The organism is Streptomyces durhamensis (assembly GCF_000725475.1).
GTDB lineage: Bacteria > Actinomycetota > Actinomycetes > Streptomycetales > Streptomycetaceae > Streptomyces > Streptomyces filipinensis.
In genome coordinates, this window is sequence record NZ_JNXR01000037.1 from 38,882 (window position 1) to 57,369 (window position 18,488).

Consider the following 18,488-nt stretch of genomic DNA (forward strand, 5'->3'; position numbering starts at 1 on the left):
CATCACACTGCCGCTGCTCCACTCCTGCGACTTGTAGAGATTGGAACAGTCATTCCAATCCGTGTCGTTTCGCCAGCTCCAGGAAGGTCCTCATCATGTCCCTCGACCCCCAGATCGATGCGCTGCTCGAGAAGCTGGCCGAAGGAGGCGAACCGGCACCGGAGAGTCGAACGGTCGCGGAGAACCGCGACCTCGTGAGCAGCTTCTCCACCCTCGCGGGCGACGTCGAGCCGGTCGGCAGCGCGCACGATGCAGTGGCCGCCGCCGAAGGACTCGAGGTTCCCATCCGCATCTATGCCCCCGCCACCGTCCCGCGCTCCAGGCCGCTGCCCGTGACGGTCTTCTTCCACGGGGGCGGATGGGTGCTCGGAGACCTGGACAGCCAGGACCACATCGCCCGCATCATGGCCAACCGCTCCGGCACGATCGTGGTCTCCGTCGACTACCGGCTCGCGCCCGAACACCGCTTCCCGGCGGGGATCGAAGACGCCTACGCCGCCCTGACGTGGGTCGCGGCCAACGCCGGAGGTTTCGGCGGCGACGGGCAAAGCATCGCGGTGTTCGGCGAGAGCGCCGGCGGCAACCTCGCCGCGGCCCTCGTGCAGGAAGCGCAGCGGCGCGGGGGACCTCGGATCGCACTGCAGGTACTGGCGTACCCGGCGGTCGACCGGTTCGACGACAGCCCCTCCATGTACGAGAACATGGCCGGACCGCTGTTGAGCCGCAGCTGGCTCGAGTGGTTCTGGGGCCTCTACCTCAACACGCCCGACGAAGGCGCGGACCTGCGTGTCTCGCCGGCGCGCTCCGACGAGCTGGCCGGGCTGCCTCCCGCCGTCATCGTCACCGCCGAACACGATCCGTTGCGGGACCAGGGTGACCGGTACGCGCAGAAGCTCGCCGACGCCGGCGTGGCGGTCACGCACCTCCCGGTCAAGGGTGCCACCCACGCTTTCTTCTCGTTCACCGGGTCGGTGCAGCTCTCGCGGGACGTCCTGAATCAGCTCGGAGATGCCGTGGCCACGGCGTTCAACGACTGACAGTCAATAGCGCAAACGAAATCCGGGCGCACCGAATGAATGACCAACGCGTTCAGTGCACCGCTCACGCGCACGGCAAGCTGCTGACCGTCCTACACGCCGTAAGTCACTACTCCCGTCAACACGCCCCGGACGGGCCGAGTGATGTGCCTTACTTGCCTTACTACTCCTCGAGGCGCTGACCGGCGAAAACAGGCGAGAGCCCCAGATATCATCGGCCTCGCGCGGCTCCCGGAGGCCGGGATGCGGCTGTAGAGGGTGCCCGGGCTGACGCCGAGGAGTTTGGTGACCGACTGCTCGGAGTCGGGCAGCAGGGTAGGGGCGGCCTGGATGATCTCGGGGCATCCGACGGGCCGCCTGCCGACGTTGCCGCAGGCCCGGGCAGCGCCCGTCGGATGCCGCTCGGAGCCGCTGCCCGGCGCCGCTGCCCGGCGCCGGTCGCCGGCGAGGTGCGCGCGGACGGCTTCCGCCTCGGCCCTGAGGTCCCGGTGTCGTTGCAGGTACTGGGGATTGACCTCGGCGCGCCGGGTGATCTCCGCGTCGGAGAGCGGCTTGCGGGTCTTGCGCATGCCGGCGATGACGCCCCGCACGCGTCGTCGGCACGCTTCGCTGTCGGCACGGCGCCGCACTGCGGCGGCCTGGCGGCCGGCCTCCAAGGCGGCCGGGCGCCCGGGATCCAAGGCGGCCGGGCGCGCGGGATCCAAGCCCTTCGATGCCTGTCGCTGCGGACTGCGGCCGCCGGTCACTTCGCTTCCCCGGTCAGCAGGAACGGGTCGATGGTCGGCTGGGCAAGCTGCTGGCGCCCGGCCAACACGGCGTCGACGGGGAACACGGTGAGGAACCGGTCCCGGCTGTGGAGCCACGCCTCGACGGTGGCCTTGTCCTCCTCGGTCAGCGAACCGAGGTCCGTCTCGCACTTCGGCCACATTCAGCTCGTCCAGGGCATGGGCTAGTGCGCCACCGCCTGCTGGAGGTCGGCGATCACGAGACCACCGTCAGCACGATCTTGCCCTGGATGTGGCCCTGCGCGGCTCGCGTGTGTGCGCTGCCCGCTTCGGAAAGCGGGTAGGTGCTGTCCACCCCGACCTGGAGCTTGCCCTCGTCGAACAGGCGCCCGATCTCGGCGAGCTGGGGGCCGCTGGAACGCACCTGAATGTTCGAGACGGTGATGCCAAGACGCGCCGTCTCTTCCGGATCGTACTTGGCGAAGAACACCGGAAGCATGGTGCCGCCGCGCTTGAGCACGGTCAGGAAACGTGAACCGTCCGGGCCACCGACGGTGTCGATCACCAGGTCGACGCCGCTGACCACGTCCGCGACCTGCGTCGTGGTGTAGTCGATGAACTCATCGGCGCCGAGCTTGCGCAGGAACTGCTCGTGCCGCCCCGAGGCCACCGCGATGACGTGTGCCCCCTTCCACTTCGCCAGCTGCACCGCGAAGTGACCCACTCCACCAGCGGCCCCGTTGACCAGCACGGTCATCCCTGGCGTGATCGGCACCGGCTGGTGCACCTGGCCGGTGAACGGAGACGGCACGTCGTGGCCGAGATCAACCAGGTACTGCCAGGCCGTCAGCACGGCCATCGGCGCCCCGGCCGCCTCAACGTGGTCGATACCGGCCGGCTTGTGACCCAGGTCAGAAGCCGGCGCGGCCACGTACTCGGCGTACGTCCGGCCGTCGAATCCCGGGAACCGCAGCATGCCGAAGACCTCGTCACCGACGGCGAACCCGGACACGTCCGGAGCGACCGCCTCGACCACGCCCGACATGTCCGTTCCGGGGATGAGGGGGAACTCCAGCACCGGCCTCATCTCGGCCGGCATGACCTTCATCCCCTCACGCAGGTACCAGTCCGGCGGGTTGATGCCCACCGCGTGCACCCGCACGAGCACCTCGCCCGGACCGATCTCGGGAACCGGCACCTCGTCGTACCGCAGAACTTCCGGCCCGCCGGCCTCGTGGAACTGGATCGCCTTCATCGCGCCTGTCGCTTTCTCTGGGAAACGTTGCTCCTTCAGTCAAGGCCCCGGACGGCATGGCCGTCCAAGACCCCTCCGGCAACCGGTCATCCCGAAACAGCATGACGCGTACCCTGCAACGGTGAACGATCTCGGACAGGACCTGGAACTGCGGCTGGTGCGCTACTTCACCGTGGTGGCGGCGCACCGGCATTTCGGCCGGGCCGCCGCCGACCTGCACGTAGCCCAGCCGGCGCTGAGCCGCCAGATCCAACGGCTCGAGAAATATCTCGGCACACGACTGCTGGACCGCACCCCCCAGGGCACCCGGCTCACTCCGGCCGGCCAGATATTCCTCCCTCAGGCCCAAGCCCTGCTGCAGGCCGCCCGCCAGGCCGAACTAGCCGTCCGTGAACAAGCCCGGACCGAACGAATCACCATCGGCTACGTCGAAGACCTGGTGATCACCGCCGCCGTACGGGAACTACGCCACCGTCACCCGGACGCCGAGATCGCCACCCGGCATCTGAGCTGCCGCGACGTCGGCGCACTGTCCGACAAGCGCGTCGACGCCCTGATCGCGCGAACCCCGCTGCCGCTCGCCGCCGACAACGTGTCCACGACCCCCCTGTACGAGGAGCCCCGGATGCTCGTGGTCCCCCGCGGCCATCCCTGGGCCGACCGCGCGTCGGTGACCGCCGAAGAACTGGCCGGCGAAGAGGCGGCCCCGTGCGCGTTCGAGACCGCGGGCTGGACGTCCTACCGGATCCTCGGGGCTGGCGTGCCGCCGATCGAGAGCTACGAGGACAAGCTCGAACTCGTCGCGAGTGGCAGGGCGATCGCCGTCCTACCGGTCGGCGATCGGCGCAGCTCACTGCGTCCTGACCTCGTCACCGTCCCGATCGAGGGTGCTCCCCCCAGCCAGGTCGTCCTGGTCAGCCGCAAGGGCGACCCGAATCCGATGATCAGGTATCTCCTGCTGGCTGCCACCGTCCTGGCCGCCCCGTCATCCTGACCGGAACCAGGCCGGGCGATGGCCCTGGGCGGCAGGTCTACCACGGCCTCCGAGTGGAAGCCCGCCGGCTCACCGCAGGCTGATCACCGCTCGACACAGGAACTGCCCATCTTGTCGCCAACTGCTCTCGGGAAACGACAATGGCCTGTACTCGCCTCGTAGAGGGCACAGCATCCTGAGGAGTCCGGGGCGCTGGAGTGCGAGCATGACGCAACGATGGCTCGGCCCGGTCACGTCGTCAGCGAGGACACGCGTTCGGACCAGTTCTCGCTTCCAGCCGCCGGTCGAGGTCCCGGGCCAGTATGTCCACGAGCGCGAGCGCCCCCTCGGCCTCCTCGTCACGATCAGGGCCCGGAAATTCCGCGACCAGTGCACCGAGGGCATGGCGCAGCGTATCGCGGCGAAGCGGGAGCACCAGCCGCTGCCGGAGGGTCAGAGACGGTGTCGCCGACGCAAGTACTCGGCCGACGCCGGGCGCTGCTCCAATGGAATGACATAGGGTCGGTTTTCTGGCCAGGTGTTGCATGCCAGCACCTGTGAAGGGCGTAGATTCTTCACCATCCGAGTTTTTAGCTCTAGCTAAAGGTGGCATGCTGATGGAGCGGCAACGAGCGTTGCAGCTTCATGAGTTGGGGGTGAATCATGGGCATTTTTGCCCGTGACGACAGCCGGACGACCTCAGCGGCTTCTCGGATAGCGCGGCAGGCAACGGCCTCCCTGGCCGGCCTCCTGGCGGGACAGAACAAGACCCGCTCCGATCTGGCTGCGGCCATGGGGGTCAGCCCGGGCCGGGTCAGCCAGATCATGTCTGGCGATGCGAACCTGACAGTCCGCAGCCTCGCCGCCGTGGCGGAGGCGCTGGATGCCGATGTGGAGATCACCTTCCGTCCCCGGCCGAAGTCGACGGATGCCAAAGCCCGCGATAGCAAGGACTCGTCGCTCGTTACGGGCAGCGGTCTGTCGGCTCGCCGCTGAGCCTTGAGGTGGGCCTGTGCGGCGCGTCGTCATCGTGCGGCGGCTCACCTGGGTTTTTAGCGGATGAGCCAGCGGTCGAACCAGCGACGTTGTGGTGGCAGGGCCGGGCTGTGGAAGGCGTCGTTGGACATCGCCTTCGCCCGCAGGGCCTTGAGTTCTTCGTTCTCGCTGCGGCGGCCGTGCACGTACGCGAAACGCAGCAGGTGTCCGCACTGGGCTAGGGCGGTTCCGAAGGCCTGGCGACGGGCGACGAGTTCGTCAGCCGTGGGTGCGCGCTCGGCCTGACGGCACGCCTCGTCGATGCTTGTCTGCACGTCCAGCGCCGCGTCGGTTGCCGTCTCCACGTCCGTGTAGATGGCGTTGATCATCTTGGTTTCGACGGCGAGTGGATGCCGCTCCAGCAGGTAGAGCTTGAGGTCGTGGACGAAGACTCTGAGCTGCGCGGACGTTTCGATGCCCTGGAGGAAGCGGTCCGACCAGGCGCAGGCGTCGAGGTGCACACGCTGCACCAGCCGCTCCCGGACCAGGGCGATACCCAAGGTCATGAACTTGATGTACGGCTGCGACGTCTCGTCCTGTTTGCGTCGGGGCAGCGCGGTGGCCCCTGTCGCCGCGCCCGCGATCACCGGCGGGATTGACGCCGCGTGCGGCAGCAGCACCACCGCGCCGGCCGCCACCGCACCCATCAGCACCAGCACGAGCAGCATCAGCGCAGACGATGCCCAGCTGCCCAGGAGCCGTCCTTTCCCGGCGAACTCGCGAGCCAGCCCCACCCACGCGATGGCCGCGCTCACGGCGGCAGGTAATGCGTAATCGACCAACCAGGTGTGGTGAAGCCAAGCCATCGACGGCGCCCCCTAGACAGACGTCCCACGGACAGGCCGGACCGCCATTGGCGTGCGAAGACCGCAAGGCCTCCTTATCGGCACATGACACCAGCACTCGTCTCTCGCCGGTCACCTCGCTGGGAACTGTGCGGGTGGAGTTGATGATGTCAGCCAAGTGATACCACGCCGTCACTTTGAGCGACAATTGGACAGCGTGTCCGGCCCGTCCGAGCAGTCCCGGGCGCGCCGATGTCAGTTGTTGCAGGTGTCGAGCATGGACGACTGGGGCGTCTCCTCCTTGCTGGTACTGGTCGGCTTCCCGACCGGTTTGATGTGGGTGCAGTCCTCTGCATACGTGCACCAGAAGGCACGGGTGGTGGGCTCCCAGTCGGCCGGCGCGCTGGCGGACTTCGAGTGGTTTGCCGACTCCGGGCGATGAGCAGATGGGGCGTCTTGAGGTCGTTGGCGAAGGGACGTCCGCTCCTCGAACGGCTACAGCGGGAGTTGTATACCCAGTTCCCTCATGGCGCGGGAGGGCGGGCCGCCTTCGGAGCGTTCGGTCTTGTAGCCCTTGACGCGGGGTTCCAGGGTGCGCGGGTCGACGGCTTCGGCTGGAGCACTCCTGGCGTACAGGCCGTCGGGTTCGCTGTCGCGGTCGTGGGGCAGCAGCCAGAAGACGCGACGGCGGAAGGTGCCGGAGGCGCCTTGAAGACCCCTGCGAAGTCCCCGGCTGGCAGGTCATCGTCAGAGCTGTCAGGTGGACTCGTGCGCGCCATCAAGGAGTCCGGCCCATGCCAATGCTGCGCTCCACCCACGACAGCGCCCTGCTGCTCACCGACGCCCCCAGCCCCCAGGCTGCTGCCGCAGGCCTCGCATAACATCTGACAGCCTCGCCCCCCGGCGCCTCTGCGGGGGCGACGTCCAGCAGCTGGTACGCCTGTGCGCGGGAGAGGCCGAACTCCATTTCGCAGTACTACGCCCAACTGCTGAAAATCGAGTAGTCCCCAGACGCGGGTGGCGGGCGCGTCGCGAACTGGGCGGCAATCACCGCCACGGAGCGCCGGCCGTTGTCCCCCCGGCTGCGCAGCACGACGCCGTGACCGAATTGATCGGCGCACTGGCTCATGACACGTTCGTAGCAGGTGGCCGGTACCTCCGGCAGGTGTGGCTGCGTGACGCCGAGAACCCCGCCTGGCATGTTCTACTCGCCAGGCGTCAGCTGCACGAGACAGAGGACGACCGCAAACGATTCCTCGAAGCATGGGGCAACGCCTGAGCCGACTGATCATTGAGGGTAGCCAGCGTGGTACGTGGTCAGGCGAGCAGGGGGCCGCGCCCGGCTCGGTGCACGACAGCCGGACCCGTCGGCGCGCCGTCTCCGCTCGCCACCACGCTCGCTGCCCCCTGTCCACTTCGAAGGGTTCAGCCCCGCACCCTGACCGCAGCCGTCTAGCCCTCGCCGATCAAGGTCCGACGGCCGCGGTCAGGCGCTGCTATTTCCCCGCGCGGATGTCCCGCGTCAGATGATCTGGTCCGCTCCGGTGGCCGCAACCTGGCACGACCAGATTGGCTGAGACGCCAGGGTGCAGGTTTTTCAGGTGGTCTGGTCCGTCTCCGTCGGGTTGCTGGCCTGCCCGTTCGGATGCGGGAGAGGGCACCTGGCCGCAGGGGTCAGTGCTCGCCTGGCGGGGTGGTGGCGAGGAGCTCGCGCTTCACGTGCTCGTAGTCAGCCAGGGCCTGCGGGTCGCCGTGGGCGTAGTCGGTCCAGAAGCCGGGGCGCTGCCAGCGGGCGTCGGCGAGGTGGGTGCGGCCATTGGCGATCACCAGGGTCCAGCCGGGCGGTATCCGGGAGTCCACTGTCTCGAAGGAGGCGGGGTCCCAGAGCAGTCCGGGGTCGGGCGTATCGGGGCCGAGCACGCGGATCTGGCAGTCGATGTCGTAGGCGACCATCTCCATAACGGGGTAGACACCGCCTACCTGGATCCCGTCGAATTCCGTGACGGGGACGTCGCCGTCGGGGTGGATGATCTCCAGACATCTGACTCTCATGGCGAGAAGTATCGTCCTGGCCGTCCCTGGTCGCTTCCCGAGGCGCCGCGGCGGACGGCATCCGAACGCCTCGGTCATGTTGATCGCCTGGCGCGGTCGTGTTCTCAGGGTGGTGTGGACGGGGGTGGGATGCGGGCGAGGAGTTCGTGGGCGGCCCGGGTCAGGTGTGCGGGTATGTCGTCGGGGAAGTGTGGCCCGCCGTAGTCCTGGAGCGCCCGCACCGCGTCGACCATGGGTGCCAACTCCTCGGACTGCCCGTAGGCCTCCGCGACGTTCTCGACGGTGAGTTCGGCGCCCTCGAGGGGGGTGAGCCATCCGCCGACGATCTCGGCGGCCCACCAGCGGGCGAGCGCCAGTCGGCCCTCCCAGCAGTCCTCGTAGTCCTCGGGTGGATGGAAGCCGAAACCGAGCTCGTCGACTACCTGACACAGTCACGCCGACGGCCCGGGCATGCCGTTCCTGCTGAGTGGCCTGCGTCCGCGGATCGAGAATGAACTGGGACCCGACATCGCCCCTGCAATCTTCACCGAGAACCCCGCCCGCGCGTTCACGGCACAGTGGCGGCAGCCATAATCCCGTAAACCACCCAACGATCACACACAGTCACCATAACCCCCGCCTCCACCAGGAACCGGCGACAGTTGAATACGCGAGCCCATCAGTACCGAGGCCGAGGCTACCGACGGAACTCGCTGACCTGGGTCTTACGGCGTTTCCTCGCCTAGCGATCCCGTGATGGGATCGCCAGATTCCCTGCCGGTCCGACGATCGACGACGTCAAATCATGGGAATGCCGTTCGCAGTCCCGCATGATCACTGTGTGAGACGTGCACCGAAGTGGGTTGGACTGCTGTATGTAGTCACGGTCGGAGTATTCCTGGCGTGGTACGTCGCTCGCGGCCACCAGCTCAAAGATCTGGTCACTTTCGTGTCCGCCTTCACCGGTCTGCTGGCGCTACCTGCCGCAGTGATTGCCGTGCTTCACCGCGGCAAGAACGGGCGCGTGCCCGCCCCCCTGGAGGAGGTAGCCGACCAACTTGCCCAGGGGGTGCGCCAACAGTGGGAGGCCGAGGCGCAGGTACGCCGCCTCAACGACCCTTTCCCGCTGTCGGTCGAATGGGTCGCGGCCGACGCGGACCTGGTGGAGTCGTGGCCACACTTGAGGGAGCTCGCCGAAAGCTGGCCTGGCCAGTCCTCGGAAGCCGCCTCCACGTGGGCTGTCAGTCCCAGAGGACTGGCCGGCGAGGGGGGTGAGATCGCAAAGACCTTCGAGCGCGTTCCCACCTGCCGTCTAGTGGTCCTCGGCGATCCTGGTGGGGGCAAGACCATGCTGCTGATCCGCCTGCTCCTGGCCCTGCTCGAACGCCGCCCTCCCCAGGGCCCCGTCCCGGTCCTGTTTTCACTGGCCTCCTGGGACCCAGCCCGGCAGGACCTGTACGCATGGATGACCCAGGAACTCGAGCAAGACCACCCGGCTCTACGCGACCCCGTACCCGCCGATCGCCCACCGGGCGCAACCGGCACCTTGGCACGCGCCTTGCTTAAGCAGCGGCTCATCCTGCCCATCCTCGACGGCCTGGATGAACTCCCTGAAGCCGTGGGCGCCCGGGCCCTGCATGGCATCAACCAGGCACTACCCGCAGGGCAACCGCTCGTGCTCTCCAGTCGCACCGCCGAGTACCGCAGCGCCCTTACCGCTCCATCCGGGACCAAGGTGCTTCTGAATGGAGCGGCAGGAATCCGCCTGCTGCCCCTGGATCCCGCGAAAGCGGCTGCCTACTTGGAGCGCGATGCCGGAGGCGCCGGCACCCCGGCCGCAGCCCGCTGGAGACGGGTCACCATTGCGCTGGGCACCGACACCTCGGCCTCCGAAGCACTGAGCACCCCGCTCGGCCTGTTCCTGGCCCGCACCATCTACAACCCCCGCCCCGACGAAGAGGTCACCGAACTTCCCGACCCCGATGAACTCCTCGACCAGGCCCGCTACCCCACCCGCCGGGACCTCGACACCCATCTGTTCGCCGCGTTCATCCCCGCCGCCTACCGCCCCCACCCTCAGCACCCCCCACGCTGGAGCGTTCACAAAGCACAGCGCACCCTCGCCTTCCTCGCCAGCCACCTTCAGCACACGCTCGGGGGGACCCCCAACCTCGCCTGGTGGCAACTTCATAAAGCCTTCCCCTCCGGACAGCCGCTGGCGATCGGGCTTACGGCCAGCCTCATGGGCGGGCTCCCCGGAGGCCTCGTGGCAGGACTCTATGACGGCTTCGCGACCGGGCTCGGTGTCTTTCTCTGCGTAGGGATTTCATTCGCACTAGTGGCAGCCGTGGTCGCCTCAAAATCAGGAGAAAGAAGCCCAAGCTCGGGGTTTCGCTGGAGCTGGAGAGAGAGATCCGGTTGGCGGACAGGCGGACTCACTCTCGGCCTCTTCTTCGGGTTTGCGTTCGGGACCAGTTCTGGGCTGGAGATTGGACCCATGGCCGGCTTTATCGGCGGGCTCACCGGCGTGGTCCCATTTGCCCTCCTGAGCGGACTTCGGTCGGTGCACCCCGACCTGGACAAGGCAGTGGGGCCAAGAACAGTCCTGGCTCGGGACCAACGCACCTTCTGGGCCCTTACCTTCTTGGGCGGGACCACGGGCGTGCTGATGTATACACTGTTGTACACGCTCCTTATCCCCCTGGGGGGCCGGGTGGTCGGGGAAGACATTGCGCTGGCGTTCGCGGTCACCTTCCCAATTGGTCTCGTGCTCGGACTCATCCGTTCAGTGTGGATGGAGTTCCGGGTGGCGCATATCAAACTGGCGGTGGCAGGGCACGTGCCCTGGCGCTTGATGAGCTTCCTAGGCGACGCCCACGAGAGGCGCGGCGTCTTGAGACAGGCGGGAGCGGTATACCAGTTCCGCCACATCGACCTCCAGCGGCACCTCGCAGAAGGCCGCCGACTGCCGGGACGCTCCACAGGGGCCACCCGAGGCCGACAACGAGATCGGCACGGGTGGTGCGGATGGGAACGCCGTCAACCCTGACCAGGTCATGCCAGCGGACGTCGACGACGGAGCCGAGCGGCGCCCCTCGGGGCGGTCTACTCGAAGCTGGCCTGCTGCCCGCGTTCGGCAAGCCAGACCGCGGCCGCCGACTTCACGTACAAGTGGTCCGCGCTGTTCACACCGCGAGCCCGGCGGCCGCATCGAGATCGACCACGGCATCATCGCCCAGATGCTCAACCTGAGCCGGACGGCCATCAACGCGGCCCTGCGCGACCTGGACCTGGCGCAGCTGGTGAAGAAGCAGCGCGCCGTCGTCTACCAGCTCAACCCCATGCTCGCCGCCTACCTCTCCCCCGAGGACGCCATCGCGGCCGTCAAGGCGATGCCGAAGAACGAGCGCCTCAAGGCCACCGACTTCGTCGACCGCTACCGCAGGGTCATCACCGCCTACCAGGACCAGCTCACCGAGAAGCGTCGGCGCCGCGAGGACGCCAAGCGCCGCCAGAACCTCAAAGCCGTCTCGGGGAACCGACGAAATGCCGGTCCCCAAGGTGACAGAACGAGGCGGCGCGGTCGTGGCACTCCGTGTCCCGACTCAACGGAGTTTGACCAGTCTCACTGAAGTTTGATCGCCGTAGCTACGGGGCTTCGGGGCCGGCGTCTCCGGCTTGCACGGCGACCGCCGCCTCCAACAGGGGCCAGCCGTCGACCTCCACCGCCCGCCGCTCCTCCGGTTGCCACCCACGGGCCAGCGCCACATCGAGCAGCGCCCGGACGGCGCCCGGCTCGTGCAGGTTCAGGTCTGCGCCCCGGGTTAAGCCCACGTCCCCGGAGCCGAAGGGGGCCCCGCCCGGGACGTACCGGCCGGGCCCGGCGGCAAAGACAATGCGCAGCGGCCCGCCGGTGCCGGCAGGCTGAGGGGACAGGGTGAGAATCTGGCGGCAGTCCATGGACCGCCCATCGTGGCCCCTTCGGTGGCTGTGGCGCATCGTCCACATGTACACGCGCCCGTCGGCGACCAGCCGGCGGGGCTTCTTCGAATGGCGAGGCACACAGGTGAGGCTACGCGGCCCGATCTACTAGACACCCCGCGCGGTGAGCAAGATTCGATGAGACGTACAGGATGATCGTCACACCTTGGTAAGTCCGGTCACTCTCCGCACAGGAGTGCCCCACCGAAGGCGTTGTGTCCGCGCTTCACCGGGCTCGTTGATCAGGTATGTCCGAGATCGTCTATCGGGCCCTCAGCGTCGCTGTCGTGACCGGCGCCTGCGCTCTCGCCACCGCCGTCCCCGCCTCGGCCCACATCATCGGCGGGGACAACATCAGCGTCATCGACAATTCGCCCAGAACCTCGGTGTGAACAACGCGCCCCAGACGTCCACCTCCAACCACGGCAGTAACAACGGCAACACTGCACAGGAGGGCATCGCCGACAACCCAACGATCAATGTCCTCGACGACAACTCGATTCCGATCGGCATGCTGTAGTCCGTTCGTGACCTCGGCATCGCTGGACTCGTAACCCGCAGAGGTGGCCTTTCAGCAGGTCAGCGAATTCCGTCGGTTCCCCGTCTCCTGACGCGGCCCCCCGGGGCCGGGCTGGTACCACGGCGCTGCACCCCATGGAGCGGCGCCGTTCGTGTTCGGCTGGCAGTGCCGGATTCCGAGACCCCGGCCCGCTCGAAGATGGCGTCGACCGGCTCATCGCACGGCGCGAGGGACACCTGCGGGAGAACGCCGCGGCCCCGCCGACGCGCAGCCGGCTCAGCGCGCTCTGATCCCCGGCCGCGGCCGCGCCAGTTCACGTGGGACACGCCCCGCACGGAGCGTGGCCGGGGTACGCACCCGTCGTGGTCGGGTCCGTGGCCGCCCGGACCACGTCGGGTCCGGCCTATGCCAGAGCGGCGTAGGCGGGTCCGTCTCCTCGGTCACTCCGGGCTGGCGGGACGGGCTTCCAGTGCCGTGCGCAGGCGCTTGGCGATGGGCTGGTACCGCTGGACGAAGGAGTGGTCCTTCAGCTGGTCGGGCTCGGGCAGTTGCTTGTGCGGGTCAGGCCGGCGCCCGGCGAGTGTCGTCCAGCCCAGGAGGCGCAGGCCGACGCGGTTCATGTCCCGGTCGATGCCCGCCAGGTAGTTCGCGTCAACGGGCAGTTCCCGGTTCGACTGCCAGATCACGCCGTCCAGTTGGATGGGCAGGCTCGGGAAGCCGAAGAGGAAGCCCAGGCAGCGCTCGCGCAGAACCGCCGCGCTTTGCTCGGGGCTCAGCGGGACGCCCTTCTCCTTCGCCCTCGGGGCCGGGATGTTTTTGTCGGTGGCGGCCGGTACGTTGCGATCATGGGTGTCTATCTGGTGAGTGTCGCCGCGCAGGACTGGTCACGGCCGGGGGAGGACGGGTACGGGGGCCTCGCCGCCGCGTTAAACACCGAGCTGGAGCGGCGCGGGCTGCCCCCGTACGAGCTGCGGCAGGCCGCACGGGAGGCGCCGGGCTGGTTCGAGGAGAAGGTCAGCCCGTCCATGGACGGCTTCGTGGCGCTGTGCAGGACGCGGCTGACCGACGCGGAGCTGTCGGCCCTCCTCGACTGGAGCGTGCTGGTGCCGTTCGCGCTGGAGGAGGAGATCGTGCTCCCCGTCGGCACCGCGTACTCCGGCGAACAGACAGCGGTCGCCGGGGCCCCGCGGGTGCTCGCCCTGGCCGAGCGGCTGGCCGGTGCCGTCGGACTGCCCGTGGACGCGATACCGGCGGGCGAGAACCTCGCACTGACCCTGTGGTTCCTGGAGGGCGGGGCTGAGCGGACCGCCCGGGTGCGGCCTGGACCGTGGGCCGAGGACCGGGATGCGGCCTTCTACGTGGCGCTCTACCTGCGCGCCGCGCAGTACTCCCTGCGGCACGGCTGCCCGATGACCTACTCCTGAGCCACGGCGGCGGCCGACCGGCCGGAGAGACCGTACATGAGTCCGGGTCCGAGATCACGTGGGGCTGGTGGCGATGTCCTCCGGCGGGTACGGCGGTACGTACACGGCTCGCGAGGCTACCCCGGCGCCGGTCCCACCCCTGGGCGCCGGGGCAGGCGGCAGCGGCCCCCACGGCCCAGCGCGACTGCCCGTCGACGGTTACACGACGGCGATCTTCGTTCCAACGCTCCTGAGCAAGCCCGTCCCTCCCCGCGCCTGACCTGCCGCTGGCGGCCGACAGTTCACCGCCGACCTACAACACCGCGCTGTGGGCTCCCCGGTTATGCGGCACCGTCCGGCATCGCCACGGCGCGCAGACCGGCGCTCCTCGTGCTCGTGGGGCCGGCGGGTGGCAGGGGTGCGGCGACGGGCTCGTAGGGGCGCCACAGATCTGGCATGCCGTGGCCACGGTCCCAGTTCGGGGCGCCGGTGAGGGCGACGATCCGGTGCCAGGGGATGTGCAGGGCGCGATGCCGCCCGCCCGGGCTGAACCGGACGCCGGAGTCGGTGACCGACCGTCAAGCTGATCATGCCGAGGGTGACGACTGCACCAGTGCCGCTGTCGGAATCGAGGCTTGATCGAAGCACGCGTAAGCTCTCGACCACAGAGAGGGTGGGGTGCCAGATGTGGTGGAATCGACGCCGGGACGAGAGCCCAGCGATCCCATTGTCGACTGAGCAACTGACGCCTAAGCAGCGGGTTCAGGCTGTGGTCGACGCGATCACCGACGGCACGACAGCCAGGCCGGAGCAGCTTCAGGGCCTGCCGTTCGAGGTCGTCCTGGCTGTTGAACGTGATCAACAGGCTCCGATGGCAGAGGCCTATCGTGAGTTCCTTTCTCTGATCGGCGGTGGCGCCGGGCGTTTCATGCAGGGGGAGGACGTCTACCACCCCCGGGTCCTTGGCCTGGGAACGGCTGCCCGCGAGCTCCTCGAAGAGAACCAATCGCCTTTCCGCTTCGAGCCCACCGACCGCGTCTTCTCCATGCACCAGGGCTACCAGTTCGATTTCATGCGAGGCACCGGACCTGACCCTGAGGTCTGGTCATACTCCGAAGGCCAGCACGCGGACGTCCCCGTCCGTAGCTACTCGTCCTTCACCGACTGGCTCCGCGCGACTGCCGAAGCAGAGATACCTGCGTGGCAGCATCATGTCGAAACGGTGCACGAGGAGATCAACGCCGACGGCAGTATCACGCTGCACTGGTAGGAAACCCGGAATCAACCGCTCGGCACTTCCGTGCCTGGAGTGACGGGGAAGGCGACGGATTCGTCGAAGGGGACCCGGGGCTGGGGGCGGTGATGGAGCTGCCCGAGCATCCGATTGAACAGGTGCCGCAGGGCCTGCATGTGCCAGTCCCCGCCGGTCCGTCGGCGTCGGTAGTGGGCGTCGGCACCGGCCGAGCCGCCGAGTGAGGCGAAGGCCCAGAGGTGGCCGACGTGGTTGAGCCGGTTGTTCTTGACGAACCGGCGTCCGACGTAGTGGCGCTTGCCTGAGGCACGGGTGATGGGGGCCGCGCCCGCGTATGCCTTCAGCCCTCCGGCGGTGGCGAACCGGGTGCGGTCGTCGCCGATCTCCGCGAGGATCCGTGCGCCGATCTGGGAGCCGATGCCGGGGAAGCTCAGCATGATCGTGGCGTCGGGATGGACTCGGAAGGCTTCCTCGGTGGGCTGGCCAAGGTCCGCGACTGCTTCGCAGGCGGCGTCCAGCTGCAGGAGCAGGGCCGCGGCCTGCTTGCCATCGCTTCTTCGACCAGCGGGACCTGATGCGGGGCCTCCCGGCGGAAGAGCTGCTGCAGCCGCGCAGCGTCGGCCTCGATGTTCCTGCGGCGGCCTGCCCGCTTCATCATGGCCGTCAGGCGCCAGAGCGGCATGGCCAGCGCGGGCGTCGGTGCCACCGCCAGGATCCGGCGGGCGTCGGGACGGGCCAGACCGCCCTGCTTGTCCTTGAACGCCTCCAAGAACGCCGGAAAGTACTCGCGCAGCAGCGAGCGAAGCTGGTTGCAGACCTGTTGCCGGCTCCAGACCGCGTCCTGCTGGGCTTGGGCCAGGACAGCCACCGCCGGGGCCCGGTCGGTGTCGGCGGCCAGCGGCCGGTGCATCGGCATGTCGGTGCGGATGATGTTGGCAAGCACGAGTGCGTCGCCGGGGTCGGACTTCTTGCGGCTCACGCCGTGGCGGTCCCGGTAGCGGAAGGCCGCCATCGGGTTGACCGCGTAGATCTGCCGAGGCCCCTGCCTCAGCGTGGCGAACAAGCAGGCCGCGGCTGGTCTCGATCGCCACCGGAATCGGCGCATCGGCGGTGTCGCGGTGCTCGGCCAGGAGGTCCAGCAGCAGGCGGTAGCGCCGCCGCCGACGCCGGAGACTTCACCATCCTTCTGCGGCGTCTGGGACGGAGCTACTGGCGCAACGGCCTTGAAGCAGACGGGGAGTCCTCTCGGCCATGGGTGTGGCCTGAACCGCGGGCGACTGTCAGAGGCTCATCGTAGGCGGCTTAGCCCGCGCTATCTCGGATTCGCGGGTCCGAGTTCGTCGGTTCGGAGTGAACCGTCGACGCCGTACGGTTCCACCACCCTCTGAACTCTTTACTGCGCTGCTGAACTGTTTCGTGCTGTTCAACAAGTGGCTGTCGGACGTGAGAAAAGAGTTCAGTGCCCGTGGCTCTAATACTCCAGCTGTAGATCGGGATCTTGCTCATTGCGCCTGTCGCTTCGGCTGACCTGTTAGGCGCTCCAGGGTGTCCGTCAGAGTGGCCACTGAGATGCAGCCGCACGGCAGTGCCGCGGTTTCAGCACTCTGTGCAATACGGGCCCGCGGGCGCCTTCGGAAAGTCCGAGTGTCCGTCCAGCCACCCGCAGAGCCGTTCGGCCAGTGTGAGGTCTTCGGGGAACAGCGCATGTCCGTGTTCAGGGCATCGGGCGTTGGGATCCCAACCCCACATGCGGCCTTCTGGAGTGCTGTAGTCGACGAGGGACCAGATGGCACAGCCCCACGTCAAGAGCGGTACAACAGACCGCGGGTAGTTGGGGGTTCCGCGCCAGCCCAAGTACTCCTCCAGCAACCGACGGCTGTCGCTGAAGCTGTAGGTCGTGTCGGTGAGGGACAAAGCCTCCCCCCAGCGGCCGAACCCACCGTCGGCGACCTCGAGATAGATCCGCTTGAGGAGCGGCGGCATCGGATGCCCCACTGCGGCCTCAAGCTCGGCCACAGCCTCGGGCGGCGCAGGTATTGGCAGTTCGCCAGCCGCGTCCTGCTCTCGGATCCTGTGGATTAGCTCGTCGTCGGTCATGCCGACATTCGTAGCAGCTGCCACCGACAGCTTGCCCAGGCTGTCCAGGTGATTGCGGCCACCGCTGATCATCGTGAGTTGTGTGGACTGACGATGAGACGACGGCCGCGGGCCACAGCATAGATCCCATCCGCTGGAAGGAAGCCTTCGACTGTCTGATGGGGCGCTTGGCCAGCCGGTTCGCACGGGTCGAACCGCGTCGACGGGCGGCACGGCTGGTGCTCGGGCTCTTGTCAGATCTGCCGCGCAAGAACTGCTGGACGATTGCCGAGTGGGCCGGAGAGGCCAGCCCGTACGGCATGCAGCACATGCTGTGCCGTGCCTCCTGGGATGCGGAAGCTGTCCGGGACGACGTTCGCGACTACGTCGTGGAAAGCCTCCATGACGACGATGCGGTCCTGGTGGTCGACGAGACCGGCGACCTGAAGAAAGGGACCTCTACGGTCAGGGTCCAGCGCCAGCACACCGGCACCGCCGGGCGAATCGAAAACGCGCAGGTCGCTGTCTACCTCGTCTACGCGGGCACGCGGCGGTGGACCGCGAGTTGTACGTCCCGCGTTCGTGGACGTGCGACCCGGGCCGCTGCCGGGATGCGGGCCTGGGCGAGGACACCGCTTTTGCGACCAAGCCGGCACTGGCAACCCGCATGATCGGCCGGTTTCTCGACGCCGGGCACAGTGTGAGCTGGGTCGCGGGCGACGAGGTCTACGGCGGCAACCCGAAGCTGAAGTCCGCGCTGCAAGAGCGCGGGGTCGGCTACGTGCTCGCCGTCGCCTGCTCGGCTGACGTCACCACCGGTGCGGGAAAGTGCGGCGCGGACGCCCTGGTCGCGAAGGTGCCGAAGCGGGCCTGGCAGAAGCTGTCGGCAGGGGCCGGCGCCAAGGGTCACCGCTTCTACGACTGGGCCATCATCGGCCTCGTCGAACCCCGGCCCGGCAGCCACCAGCTGCTGATCCGCCGTAACCGCATCACTGGTGAACTCGCCTTCTATCGCTGTTGGTCGCCCGCCGCAGTGCCCACGGCCACGCTGGTCCGTGTCGCCGGGTCCAGATGGCGGGTGGAGGAGACTTTTCAATCCGGAAAGGGTCTGGCCGGACTAGACGAACACGGTCCGCCGCTTCACCTCTTGGGTCCGTTGGGTCACCCTGGCCATGCTCGCCCACGCCTTCCTCGCCGTCGTCCGCGCCGACGAGCACGCCCGCCATCCGGCCCCGGACGGGCTGATCCCGCTCACCTGCAACGAGATCCAGCGACTGTTCACGACGCTCGTCGTCCCGCCTGTGCGCGATGCGACGCACCGGCTTCGCTGGTCCGACTGGCGACGCCGCCACCAGGCCCGCGCCCAAGCCAGCCACTACCGCAGACAAACCGCGAATCAGGCATGAAGATCACGT

General features: G+C 68.1%; 20 protein-coding genes and 3 pseudogenes. 12 read left to right on the top strand and 11 right to left on the bottom strand.

The window, feature by feature from the left end:
• Positions 1–95: 95 nt before the first annotated feature.
• The gene (locus IO33_RS0137190) at positions 96–1,037 is read left to right on the top strand and encodes an alpha/beta hydrolase (RefSeq protein WP_031173425.1); all 942 of its coding nucleotides are present in this window, start codon (positions 96–98) and stop codon (positions 1,035–1,037) included.
• 92 nt (positions 1,038–1,129) lie between these two features.
• On the opposite strand, the gene IO33_RS44825 is transcribed toward IO33_RS0137190, so the two are convergent.
• The 3 genes from IO33_RS44825 to IO33_RS0137205 all read right to left on the bottom strand — a co-directional run bounded on the left by IO33_RS44825 (position 1,130) and on the right by IO33_RS0137205 (position 3,017).
• Complete coding sequence (locus IO33_RS44825) at positions 1,130–1,606, bottom strand: hypothetical protein (RefSeq protein WP_157857973.1); 477 nt, start codon at positions 1,604–1,606, stop codon at positions 1,130–1,132.
• A 173-nt stretch (positions 1,607–1,779) separates the two neighbouring features.
• Positions 1,780–1,965, bottom strand: coding sequence for a YggL 50S ribosome-binding family protein (locus tag IO33_RS0137200; protein WP_031173428.1), 186 nt, complete (start codon positions 1,963–1,965; stop codon positions 1,780–1,782).
• 53 nt (positions 1,966–2,018) lie between these two features.
• Positions 2,019–3,017 carry an NADP-dependent oxidoreductase gene (locus IO33_RS0137205; RefSeq protein ID WP_031173430.1) on the bottom strand — a complete coding sequence of 333 codons (999 nt, stop codon included), beginning with the start codon at positions 3,015–3,017 and terminating at the stop codon, positions 2,019–2,021.
• A gap of 121 nt (positions 3,018–3,138) precedes the next feature.
• Here IO33_RS0137205 and IO33_RS0137210 point away from each other — a divergent pair, with 121 nt between their 5' ends.
• A complete protein-coding gene (locus IO33_RS0137210; RefSeq protein WP_031173431.1) occupies positions 3,139–4,011 on the top strand; it encodes a LysR family transcriptional regulator in 873 nt (290 codons plus the stop codon).
• 642 nt (positions 4,012–4,653) lie between these two features.
• The gene (locus tag IO33_RS0137220; RefSeq protein WP_063765847.1) at positions 4,654–4,986 is read left to right on the top strand and encodes a helix-turn-helix domain-containing protein; all 333 of its coding nucleotides are present in this window, start codon (positions 4,654–4,656) and stop codon (positions 4,984–4,986) included.
• 56 nt (positions 4,987–5,042) lie between these two features.
• On the opposite strand, the gene IO33_RS49785 is transcribed toward IO33_RS0137220, so the two are convergent.
• A complete protein-coding gene (locus IO33_RS49785; RefSeq protein ID WP_157857974.1) occupies positions 5,043–5,780 on the bottom strand; it encodes a hypothetical protein in 738 nt (245 codons plus the stop codon).
• Between the two features lie 307 nt (positions 5,781–6,087).
• Here IO33_RS49785 and IO33_RS0137230 point away from each other — a divergent pair, with 307 nt between their 5' ends.
• Entirely contained in the window at positions 6,088–6,252 is a 165-nt protein-coding gene (locus IO33_RS0137230; protein ID WP_157857975.1) for a hypothetical protein, read from the top strand.
• Between the two features lie 53 nt (positions 6,253–6,305).
• Here IO33_RS0137230 and IO33_RS52960 read toward each other — a convergent pair.
• A pseudogene (locus IO33_RS52960) lies at positions 6,306–6,515 on the bottom strand (DUF6009 family protein); the annotation flags it as partial.
• A 394-nt stretch (positions 6,516–6,909) separates the two neighbouring features.
• Here IO33_RS52960 and IO33_RS50715 point away from each other — a divergent pair.
• Positions 6,910–7,089: a hypothetical protein gene (locus IO33_RS50715; protein ID WP_157857976.1), complete on the top strand. Its 180-nt coding sequence runs from the start codon at positions 6,910–6,912 to the stop codon at positions 7,087–7,089.
• A gap of 395 nt (positions 7,090–7,484) precedes the next feature.
• Here the strand turns inward: IO33_RS50715 and IO33_RS0137240 are convergent, their stop codons facing one another.
• Positions 7,485–7,862, bottom strand: a complete 378-nt coding sequence (locus IO33_RS0137240) for a hypothetical protein (RefSeq protein ID WP_031173439.1) — start codon at positions 7,860–7,862, stop codon at positions 7,485–7,487.
• 104 nt (positions 7,863–7,966) lie between these two features.
• Entirely contained in the window at positions 7,967–8,095 is a 129-nt protein-coding gene (locus IO33_RS53630) for a hypothetical protein (RefSeq protein ID WP_280921952.1), read from the bottom strand.
• Positions 8,096–8,682: 587 nt separating this feature from the next.
• Here IO33_RS53630 and IO33_RS44830 point away from each other — a divergent pair.
• Positions 8,683–10,890, top strand: a complete 2,208-nt coding sequence (locus tag IO33_RS44830) for an NACHT domain-containing protein (protein ID WP_157857977.1) — start codon at positions 8,683–8,685, stop codon at positions 10,888–10,890.
• Between the two features lie 190 nt (positions 10,891–11,080).
• Complete coding sequence (locus IO33_RS52965; RefSeq protein ID WP_245235975.1) at positions 11,081–11,473, top strand: MarR family transcriptional regulator; 393 nt, start codon at positions 11,081–11,083, stop codon at positions 11,471–11,473.
• A 16-nt stretch (positions 11,474–11,489) separates the two neighbouring features.
• On the opposite strand, the gene IO33_RS0137260 is transcribed toward IO33_RS52965, so the two are convergent.
• Positions 11,490–11,903: a hypothetical protein gene (locus tag IO33_RS0137260; protein WP_031173445.1), complete on the bottom strand. Its 414-nt coding sequence runs from the start codon at positions 11,901–11,903 to the stop codon at positions 11,490–11,492.
• A gap of 167 nt (positions 11,904–12,070) precedes the next feature.
• Here IO33_RS0137260 and IO33_RS50720 point away from each other — a divergent pair, with 167 nt between their 5' ends.
• Both IO33_RS50720 and IO33_RS53635 read left to right on the top strand, forming a co-directional pair.
• Entirely contained in the window at positions 12,071–12,214 is a 144-nt protein-coding gene (locus IO33_RS50720; protein WP_157857978.1) for a hypothetical protein, read from the top strand.
• On the top strand, positions 12,211–12,342 hold the full coding sequence (locus IO33_RS53635) for a hypothetical protein (protein WP_280921953.1): 132 nt from the start codon (positions 12,211–12,213) through the stop codon (positions 12,340–12,342). Before IO33_RS50720 ends, IO33_RS53635 begins: the two co-directional genes overlap by 4 nt.
• A 440-nt stretch (positions 12,343–12,782) precedes the next feature.
• On the opposite strand, the gene IO33_RS44835 is transcribed toward IO33_RS53635, so the two are convergent.
• A complete protein-coding gene (locus IO33_RS44835) occupies positions 12,783–13,028 on the bottom strand; it encodes a hypothetical protein (RefSeq protein ID WP_031173448.1) in 246 nt (81 codons plus the stop codon).
• Positions 13,029–13,187: 159 nt separating this feature from the next.
• On the opposite strand from IO33_RS44835, the gene IO33_RS0137280 reads away from it, so the two are divergent.
• Both IO33_RS0137280 and IO33_RS46220 read left to right on the top strand, forming a co-directional pair.
• The gene (locus tag IO33_RS0137280; RefSeq protein WP_031173450.1) at positions 13,188–13,766 is read left to right on the top strand and encodes a hypothetical protein; all 579 of its coding nucleotides are present in this window, start codon (positions 13,188–13,190) and stop codon (positions 13,764–13,766) included.
• Positions 13,767–14,514: 748 nt separating this feature from the next.
• Complete coding sequence (locus IO33_RS46220) at positions 14,515–15,015, top strand: SMI1/KNR4 family protein (protein ID WP_051927188.1); 501 nt, start codon at positions 14,515–14,517, stop codon at positions 15,013–15,015.
• A gap of 11 nt (positions 15,016–15,026) precedes the next feature.
• Here IO33_RS46220 and IO33_RS44840 read toward each other — a convergent pair.
• Together IO33_RS44840 and IO33_RS0137295 are read right to left on the bottom strand one after the other, a co-directional pair.
• A pseudogene (locus IO33_RS44840) lies at positions 15,027–16,148 on the bottom strand (IS110 family transposase); the annotation flags it as partial.
• Between the two features lie 445 nt (positions 16,149–16,593).
• A complete protein-coding gene (locus tag IO33_RS0137295) occupies positions 16,594–17,094 on the bottom strand; it encodes an SMI1/KNR4 family protein (RefSeq protein ID WP_051927189.1) in 501 nt (166 codons plus the stop codon).
• A gap of 158 nt (positions 17,095–17,252) precedes the next feature.
• Here IO33_RS0137295 and IO33_RS44845 point away from each other — a divergent pair.
• A pseudogene (locus tag IO33_RS44845) lies at positions 17,253–18,479 on the top strand (IS701 family transposase).
• Positions 18,480–18,488: the final 9 nt, after the last annotated feature.

Bases quoted from the DNA above. Each gene is read 5' to 3' on its own strand.
- IO33_RS0137190 (WP_031173425.1), top strand. From the start codon at position 96: ATGTCCCTCGACCCCCAGATCGATGCGCTGCTCGAGAAGCTGGCCGAA.
- IO33_RS0137240 (WP_031173439.1), bottom strand. From the start codon at position 7,862: ATGAGAGTCAGATGTCTGGAGATCATCCACCCCGACGGCGACGTCCCC.
- IO33_RS50720 (WP_157857978.1), top strand. From the start codon at position 12,071: ATGTCCGAGATCGTCTATCGGGCCCTCAGCGTCGCTGTCGTGACCGGC.
- IO33_RS44825 (WP_157857973.1), bottom strand. From the start codon at position 1,606: ATGCGCAAGACCCGCAAGCCGCTCTCCGACGCGGAGATCACCCGGCGC.
- IO33_RS0137230 (WP_157857975.1), top strand. From the start codon at position 6,088: ATGGACGACTGGGGCGTCTCCTCCTTGCTGGTACTGGTCGGCTTCCCG.
- IO33_RS0137200 (WP_031173428.1), bottom strand. From the start codon at position 1,965: ATGTGGCCGAAGTGCGAGACGGACCTCGGTTCGCTGACCGAGGAGGAC.
- IO33_RS0137220 (WP_063765847.1), top strand. From the start codon at position 4,654: ATGGGCATTTTTGCCCGTGACGACAGCCGGACGACCTCAGCGGCTTCT.
- IO33_RS0137205 (WP_031173430.1), bottom strand. From the start codon at position 3,017: ATGAAGGCGATCCAGTTCCACGAGGCCGGCGGGCCGGAAGTTCTGCGG.
- IO33_RS52965 (WP_245235975.1), top strand. From the start codon at position 11,081: ATGCTCAACCTGAGCCGGACGGCCATCAACGCGGCCCTGCGCGACCTG.
- IO33_RS0137280 (WP_031173450.1), top strand. From the start codon at position 13,188: ATGGGTGTCTATCTGGTGAGTGTCGCCGCGCAGGACTGGTCACGGCCG.
- IO33_RS53630 (WP_280921952.1), bottom strand. From the start codon at position 8,095: ATGGTCGACGCGGTGCGGGCGCTCCAGGACTACGGCGGGCCACACTTC.
- IO33_RS0137295 (WP_051927189.1), bottom strand. From the start codon at position 17,094: ATGACCGACGACGAGCTAATCCACAGGATCCGAGAGCAGGACGCGGCT.